The organism is Virgibacillus carmonensis (assembly GCF_057836705.1).
Map to the genome: position 1 here is coordinate 1 of NZ_JBYQFJ010000114.1, position 809 is coordinate 809.

The 809-nt window shown below is 48.6% G+C and carries 1 protein-coding gene; it reads right to left on the bottom strand.

Annotated features, from left to right (window positions below; translation table 11 throughout):
* Positions 1 to 792: ABC transporter ATP-binding protein (locus AC3G7N_RS20790; RefSeq protein ID WP_489424065.1), on the bottom strand; the 792-nt coding region annotated here is incomplete at its 3' end.
* Positions 793 to 809 lie beyond the last annotated feature (17 nt).

The following is an 809-nucleotide window of genomic DNA, read 5'->3' on the forward strand; positions in this document are numbered from 1 at the left end:
CTCTGCTAATTCCATAATCGTCTCGTGAATCTGCGCATCTTTTGCCGCCTGGATCACTTCCTCTTTCGTTGCATCATCTTTCCCCCAGGCAATATTGTCAAAAACAGAACCGGTGAACAGCAGCGGATTCTGTGGCACATAGCCGATCGCCCGTCGCAGATGATCGAGTGTATAGGAAGTAATCGGCTGGTCATCAATCGCAATCGTACCGCGATTCACATCGTATAACCGGGGCAACAGCTGAAATAACGTCGTTTTGCCAGCACCTGTCGCCCCGATAATTGCAACAGATTCTCTTGCTTTCACAGAAAATGTTATATCTTGAAGCACATTCTTGTCCTGTTTATAATAGGCAAAATCCACATGCTGAACATCAATTTTTCCGTCATGAACGACGGCGTCAGCATCTGCGTCTTCTGACTCATGCAAATCAACCTTCACATCCAGCACGTCACCAAGCCTTGTTGCAGAGGCTTTGGCACGAGAAAACGCCATGGTAATAAACGTCAGCATCGAAATCGCCATCGCAACACGCAGGGCGTAGTTCACAATGGCAACAATGTCACCGACAGATGATTCACCACCTGCAACCCGCTGATGGCCAAACCAGAGAATCGAAATCAGGCTCAGGTTCATGACAAACAGGAGAATCGGCATCGATGCCTCGACGAAGCGGAAGGTGTAACGCGTTTCCGCAGCCAGATCTTCATTCGCCTTCATGAAGCGGTTTTCCTCATGACTTCGGCGCAAAAATGCCTTGATCAGACGCATCCCAGCGAGATTTTCCTGCATAACCTGGTTCACATGAT